The sequence below is a fragment of the Schleiferilactobacillus shenzhenensis LY-73 genome (assembly GCF_000469325.1).
Lineage (GTDB): Bacteria > Bacillota > Bacilli > Lactobacillales > Lactobacillaceae > Schleiferilactobacillus > Schleiferilactobacillus shenzhenensis.
The window spans coordinates 87,714-94,826 of record NZ_KI271586.1 but is presented as its reverse complement, the minus strand read 5'-3'; the positions used below and the strand labels follow the sequence as shown (position 1 = coordinate 94,826).

Sequence of the window (7,113 nt, the reverse complement as noted above, 5' to 3'; positions counted from 1 at the left end):
CCCGCCATTGGCAATGGTGCTGATATATTGAACCATCTGGACCAAGGTGTACTGGTCATAGTTCCCGTAAGAAAGGTCCAGCGCCTTCCCTGAATTGAGCTGGCCTTCGTCGTTGGTGGTCGGCCCGAGGTAGGCGCCGATTTCTCCGGGCAAGTCGATCCCGGTCTTCACGCCGAGGCCGAACATGGCGAAGTAACCGCGCATGATGGAGAAAATGTTGTCCTTAAAGTTGATCAGGGAATGGGGTACGTAAGCGGCTTTCCCTTCCTTGAGGGCCAGGTTCATCATGTAAATGTTGGAGGATACTTCCAGCGCCTGGACGGCGTTCAGCGACGAATAGGTGCCCGCCGGGTAGACGGACTTCTTCACCGGTGTGGCCGGCAGGTAGATGGGGTCGTCGGCCTGGGTGCTGTTGCTGGGGGTGATCACGCCGTCCATTAAGGCACCGAGGACGGTGGCTCCTTTGACGGCGGACCCCATAACGAAGTTGCGGTTAATGGTGCCCAGCGCGTCGTCGCTCTCTTTCTTGGTCTTCGGATCGTTCTGGACTCCGGCCATGGCCAGGATGGCCCCGGTCTTGGGGTTCATGGCAATGGCGTACGCCCCGTCGGAATAAGTGGCGTCGCCGGCCGTTTTGGCCCGGTCAAATTGCTGCTTGAGGACTTTCTCCACAATGCTCTGGTACTGGCTGTCGATGGTCAGGTTCAGGTTGTCCCCGGCCTTGCCGGCGTACAGGGTGGTCTCGTCAGTGACTTGGTTGTTAGCGTGGACGTCCACTTGAGTCCGAGACTTGGTCCCCTTCAGCACCGGTTCGTAGGCTTTCTCCAAGTAACTGGTACCGACCCGGTCGTTACGGGAATAACCCTGGGCCAGGAGCGTGTTCACTTCGTCCTCGGGCAGCCCTTGCTGTTCGGAAGAAACGGAGCCGATGACGCTGCGCATGGAATCCCCATTGGGGTATGAGCGCTCATAATCCGTCCCGACGTTCACGCCGGGGATGGCCGTGAGGTGCTCGGACACCTTGGCCACTTCGGCCGCGGTGACGCCTCGGTTCTTGATCATTACCGTGGACAGCTGGTACGCCCCGGCCATGCGGACATAGATCTCCGCTGCTGCGGTCTCTTGAGCGTTCAGCGTAATGTCTTTCTTCATCGTGTTGGCCACTTCATAAGCGTATTGGTCGGTGGCGCTGCGCTCATCGCCGCTGGGGGCATACCGCTGGGCCTTCGTTAATTCCTTGTCGGCCTGCTTCAAGTTGGCCTCATCCGCCAGGTAGTAATCCACTTTTTCCCGGGGCGTCAGCTTGGTGTCGCTGGGCATGCTGATCAGCTGCGCTAAGGCGTCGGCCACCTTGCGCAGCTTATTCGCGGTGATGGAGACGTTCTTGGTATACGTAATGGCGCTCTCCGGTTCGTTGCCCACCAGCAAGCGGCCCTGGGCGTCGTAGATCTGGCCCCGGGCAACATCTTTGGTCACGATCGAACTGTCTGTCCGTTCGACTTCGGCCTGGAACATGTCGCCCTTGATCACTTGCAGGTAAGCGAGCTGGGCCATGAGGGCGGCGAAGAGCAGAAAGACGAGCAGCAAGAGAAAATTCAGCCGGAACGGAATTTTCGATTTCTTCCGCGGCGGTGTTTGATCCTTTGGCGAATGCACGATGACTCGACCCCGATTTCTAAAATGTGTTCGTTAATGTATTGTAGCAAAAAAGCGGCGGCCCCTCTAGCGCCTTACCACACGCTTAATGTTATTGTAGAATGAAAGATACAATTGCAACGGAGGAGTGGACAGCGTGCGTTATTCGACCCGGCACCAGCAGCAGACCCAGCCCAAGTGGCCGCTCATCTGGAGCTTTGCCGTGCCCTTTTTGTTTATCATCGGTTATTTTGTCCTGCAGCATGTGTGGCCGCTGGGCAACCAGAGTGTCATGACCGTTGATCTGGGCCAACAATACATCGACTTTTACGCGTATTTTAAAAAAACTTTACTGAACCACCCGGAGACCTTCTTTTACTCCTTCAGCAAGGGCTTGGGCGGCGAAATGATCGGGACCTTCGCCTATTACTTGATGAGTCCCCTGAACTTCCTGCTGTTCCTTTTCCCGGGGACCAGTCTGTCTGTCGGCATTTGGCTGCTCATGGCCTTGAAGCTGGGGTTGGCCGGCCTGTTTGCGGCCATTTACCTGCGCCAGCCGGCCCGCCGCTTGCCGCCGGTGGTGCAAGCGGTACTGGCCACCAGTTACGGGTTATGCGCCTATCTAATCGTGAACCATTACAACGTCATGTGGCTGGACGGTGTCTACTTGCTGCCGCTCCTGCTGCTGGCACTGGAATGGCAAAGTGCGGACAAACGACTGTGGGCTTACCCGCTGCTGCTGGCGGTCACCTTCGTGGTCAACTACTACATCGGCTACATGATCGCCCTATTCCTGGTCCTGTTTTGGTTCTGGCACCAGAGCCAAACCGCGGCCAGCTGGCGGGTGTGGCTGCGGCAGGGACTGCGGTTTGCCTGGACGTCGCTTCTCGGCGCTGGCCTCAGCCTCTTCATTCTCTTACCCACCGCTTACGCCCTAGGCGATTCAAAGGGGACCTATACCGTCAAATCCATTGACTGGACCACCGAGTACAATCCGTTCAAGCTGCTGGCCAAACTGGTCTCCGGCGCCTACTCTTTCGACCAGATGTCCTCCGGTCAGGCCAATATTTACACCGGTATGATCGTCCTCCTGGGGGTCATTTTGTACTTTCTCAACCGCTGGCTGCCTTGGCGGGAGAAAATTGCTGCCGGTCTGATCTCCCTCTTCCTGCTGGCCAGCCTGTTCTTCCAGCCGCTGGACCTGCTGTGGCACGGTTTCCAGTTCCCCGTGTGGTACCCTTACCGCTTCAGCTTCGTGGTCAGCCTGTGGGGCATCCTGCTCACCGCCCGGGTCTGGCCGCTGCTGCCTACCTTGCGCTGGCAGCGGGCACTGCTGCTCATCCTGCCCACGGTGATCATCGTCGGGTACAGCACTTGGCAGCTGCCCAACCTGGAATTCATTCACTGGTACGCGCTAGTGGCCACGGCCTTCTTTGGCGCCGCCGCCGTCTTTCTGCTCTTCACCCACGACCACCGCTACCGCTGGTGGCCGCTGGCGTTCTTGCTGCTGGGCAGTTTAGAAATGATCACGAACGGCGTGCTCAGCCTCAACCAGCTCAGTTACATCAGCCAAAGCGACTACGCTAACTACACCAATAACTTGCAAACGGCCATCGATAAACTGCAAGCCGTCGCTCCAGAGAATTTTTACCGAGTGGGCAAGACCTTCGAGCGGACCAAGGACGACGCGATGCAGACGGACTACTTCGGCGGCTCGCACTTCAACTCCATGATGGAACCGCGCCAGCCCGCGCTTTATGACCGGCTGGGGCTGCCGGCGGGGGACGGTCAGATTTCTTACACCAACGGGACGATGATCACGGATGCCTTGCTGGATATGCGCTACCACCTGCAAGACACCAAGAGTTACAACGTACTGGACCCGCATACGCTCAGTGCCCACCCGATGATGTTCCCCAACGCTTACCGGCCGGACTTGGCGTTCTATCAGCCGATGAGTACCCAGACGATGACCCGGACGTACCGGAATCCTTACGCCCTGCCGCTAGTCTATGCCGGCGCCAGCAATGCGTTGAAACACGTGCGGCTGCCGAATTACCCGCTGTCCGAGCAGGAAGCGCTGATGAACGAACTCACCGGCAGCGCCGATTGGCACAGCCTCTTCGTGCCGCTCCTGCACCCGACCATCACCACCAGCAACATCAAGAAGGATACGAATCCCAGCGTGAACGGCACCTTCTATCGCCAGAACAAGTTCAAGGCCGCCAGCGTGACTTACAGCTTCATTGCGGCCAGCAATGATCCCTATTACGTGACGCTGGGCACCAATCTGCCCATCAAGGACCTGACCATTCGCGTCGACGGCCGCCAGGTGAAGCAATACGATTCCTTCCGGGCGCCGGTGGTCTTCAACTTGGCTGCCCACCACGCTGGCCGCAAGGTCACCCTGCGCTTCACGTTCAACACCAGCGACTCCGTCACCATGGACGGGCTGGCGTTCTACCGCTTCGACATGGCCCAGTTTGAGAAAATGGACCACCAGCTCCAGGACCAGGGCGGCACGATCACGGCCTTCAAGCAGAATGCCGTCACTGCCACGGTCACCACGACCAAGAAAGCCCCCACCGTTTATACTTCCATTCCGGCCAGTCCCGGCTGGCAAGTGACCGTGGATGGTCGGACCCAAAAGACGAAGAAACTGCTCAGTACCTTCCTCGCTTTCACCCCAGCAAAAACCGGGTCCCACGCGGTGACGATCCGCTACGTGGCACCCGGCTGGCGAGCTGGGGTGACCGGTTCGCTGCTCTCTCTGTTATTGTGGGGCTTAGTGGCTGGTTTGGATTGGCGCCGCAGCAAGCGGCACAAGCAGGCACTGCGCCGGGCTACTCGTGGTCGGCGGGGTCTCCGGTAGCACTGTCGCCTTCGTCCGGCACCAGATGGTGGCGCAGGGCATAAATGGCGGCTTGGGTCCGGTCTTCCACCTGCAGCTTCGCCAAAATATTGGACACGTGGGTCTTCACCGTTTTCAAGGTAATGAAGAGTTCATCGGCGATCTCCTGGTTCGAGCGGCCCTTGGCAATCAGCGTCAGGACCTCCATCTCCCGGTTCGTCAGGTCTTCATAGAGCGGTTTATCGCCGGGATGGGCCATGCGGTGCATCATCTTGTTGGTCACTTCCGGCTCCAGGACACTTTCGCCCTGGGCGGTCTGGCGAATCGCCGAGGCGATTTCTTCGGCCGTGGACGTCTTCAATATATAACTGGCCGCGCCGGCTTCAATGGCCGGGTAGACTTTCTCATCATCAATGAAACTGGTCAAAATAATGATCTTCGCCTGGGGCCACTGGGCGAGGATCTTTTTGGTCGCCTCAATGCCGTCCATATTCGGCATCACGACATCCATTAAGATGACGTCCGGCCGCAACTCCAGGGCCATCTTCACGCCTTCCACGCCGTCCACGGCCTGGCCGACCACTTCAATGTCGTCCTGCACGCCCAAGTATGTACTGATGCCCAAGCGGACCATTTCGTGGTCATCCACGATCAACACTTTAATCATTCGCATTCGTCTCCTTCACGATGGGTACCCGGACCTCCACGCTCGTCCCCTGCTTGGGGAAGCTGACAATATGCAGGCTGCCGCCCATACTCTTGGTCCGTTCCGAGATATTCTGCAGACCATAACTGCCGGCGGCCTGGGCCGATTGCTGGTCGAAGCCGACGCCGTTATCGACCACCTTCAGCAAGACGGTCTGCCCAATCTGCTTCAAGTATACTTCAATCGTCGTCGCCTTGGCGTGCCGCAGCGTGTTCGACAACAATTCCTGCACGATGCGGAAGAGGTTGTCCTCGATGGCGCTAGGCAGACTCAGCGGCGCAATATCGGCCGTAATGGCGATCTGCACCTTCGTTTTCAGTTCGTTCAAGAGAGAAATGATCCCCTGCTGCAGACTCTTCCCTTCCAGGTTGATCGGCCGCAGATGCAGGAGCAGTGCGCGCATTTCGGATTGCGCTTCGTTGATCACTTTCTCGATCGTCACGATCTGCTTGGTCAGTTTCTCCGGCAGGTCTTCTTTAGCCGCTGTGGCGTTCAGCGCCGACAGCATCATCGTGGCCGCAAACAGCTGCTGGCTGACGGAGTCGTGCAGCTCCCGGGCCAAGCGGTGGCGCTCATCCTGGAGGATTTCTTCCTTCGTCTGATTGCCCATGATGATCGGCTGATCGGCCATCGTCTGGATATTGGCTTGCAATGTCTGGAGCTTGTCCCGCAGCCGCCGCAGCTTCTCCACCACGGCCACATTGGTCGTGGTCAGGTAGTTGGCCGGCGGCGCAAAGGCAGCCTCGTCGTACTGGTCGGCGAGTAAGGCATCCAGGGCGGTGTTGGTGTGCTGCAAATCGTGGCGCACGACCAGCGACACCAGTGTGGTCAGCGTGACCCCGATGATCAGCGCCACAGCAAAAAAGGCCAGCACGAGGGGGACACCCAAAAACGGCTGGAGCAGTTCTTTCTCCACCAAGCCCCATTGACCGACGCGGTAGGCACTGTAAGCCAGCACCCCGGTGACCAGGGCAAAGGTGAGGACGGTGCTGATGGATCCGAGAACAACTTTCTGCAACCGACTCATACGTAACGCACCTCCAGATCACCGAACAGGGTACTGGTCACGATCTTGATCGTCCGCTGGGGATGACCATTATCAGCCGTGTGCAGCTGCACCCGTTCGTTCTGGAGCTGGTAATGCTGGTCGAGAAACTGCACGGAGCCGGCCACGGCACTGTGGTCGAGGGTCACGGCCACGCCCACCGGCACCAGGATCCGGGTCCGGCCGAAGCCCTTGCGGATCATGATGGTGTTATCCTGGTCCTCCGGCAGAAGCGTGTTACCCAAGTCGATGATGGTGTCCCCGTACAGGGAAACAAAATTGATGTCATCCCAGGGAAAACTCGTCTCCCCGATCGTCGCGCCGCCCAGCCAAGGAGACCGCTGCACCGCCGGTTTCTTGCCGGGGGCGGTGGTCTGGAAGTGCACGTATTCCTTCTTCCGCCAAGGCACCCACTTGTGCAGGCCGCCGCCCATGGTGCCGAGGAACAGGAGGACGGCCAGCAAGGTGATCAAGAAGAATATCCAAAAGGCAGCGTTCATCGTGATGCCGATGGCGATAAAAATGCAGCCAAAAATCCGGCTGCTGTCCCGGGCGGTCTCGTGCCGGCGATGGCCGCCGACCACGAGCAAGGTGCCGATCACCACCAGGATCAAGGCAATCGGTTCAGTGACGATTTGCCAGCCGAGAAACGCGACGGCGGCAATGTCGAGCAGCGCAATGATCCACCATAAAACGCGCACGGGATTCTCCTTCTTTCTGTCGTCAATTTTCATAGTTCCAGTATACCGTACTTCCCCACCCGGCTGACCCGCCACGGGGCCGGGAGACGATGGGACTTTAGACGGAAATTGGAAGATGGCACGCAAGACTGGCGGCTTTCTTGCGCAGGACCGGGTGACTCCGGGCTCCGCGGGA

General features: G+C 58.5%; 5 protein-coding genes. 1 reads left to right on the top strand and 4 read right to left on the bottom strand.

Annotation, left to right across the window (positions count from 1 at the left end; all coding sequences use genetic code 11):
- Positions 1-1,656 (bottom strand): penicillin-binding transpeptidase domain-containing protein (locus L248_RS05840; protein ID WP_245585277.1); only part of this gene is annotated, 1,656 nt, incomplete at its 3' end.
- 136 nt (positions 1,657-1,792) lie between these two features.
- On the opposite strand from L248_RS05840, the gene L248_RS05835 reads away from it, so the two are divergent.
- Complete coding sequence (locus L248_RS05835) at positions 1,793-4,507, top strand: YfhO family protein (RefSeq protein ID WP_051999873.1); 2,715 nt, start codon at positions 1,793-1,795, stop codon at positions 4,505-4,507.
- Here L248_RS05835 and L248_RS05830 read toward each other — a convergent pair.
- Genes L248_RS05830 through liaF form a run of 3 tightly spaced genes read right to left on the bottom strand, consistent with a single transcriptional unit; the run spans position 4,479 to position 6,938 of the window.
- Positions 4,479-5,153 carry a response regulator transcription factor gene (locus L248_RS05830; RefSeq protein ID WP_040535137.1) on the bottom strand — a complete coding sequence of 225 codons (675 nt, stop codon included), beginning with the start codon at positions 5,151-5,153 and terminating at the stop codon, positions 4,479-4,481. The two genes, L248_RS05835 and L248_RS05830, sit on opposite strands and share 29 nt — an antisense overlap.
- Entirely contained in the window at positions 5,146-6,219 is a 1,074-nt protein-coding gene (locus L248_RS05825) for a sensor histidine kinase (RefSeq protein WP_022529204.1), read from the bottom strand. Before L248_RS05825 ends, L248_RS05830 begins: the two co-directional genes overlap by 8 nt.
- On the bottom strand, positions 6,216-6,938 hold the full coding sequence (liaF, locus tag L248_RS05820) for a cell wall-active antibiotics response protein LiaF (RefSeq protein ID WP_040535136.1): 723 nt from the start codon (positions 6,936-6,938) through the stop codon (positions 6,216-6,218). Before liaF ends, L248_RS05825 begins: the two co-directional genes overlap by 4 nt.
- Positions 6,939-7,113 lie beyond the last annotated feature (175 nt).

Coding starts and splice junctions, on each gene's coding strand:
- L248_RS05830 (WP_040535137.1), bottom strand. CDS start 5,153: ATGATTAAAGTGTTGATCGTGGATGACCACGAAATGGTCCGCTTGGGC.
- L248_RS05825 (WP_022529204.1), bottom strand. CDS start 6,219: ATGAGTCGGTTGCAGAAAGTTGTTCTCGGATCCATCAGCACCGTCCTC.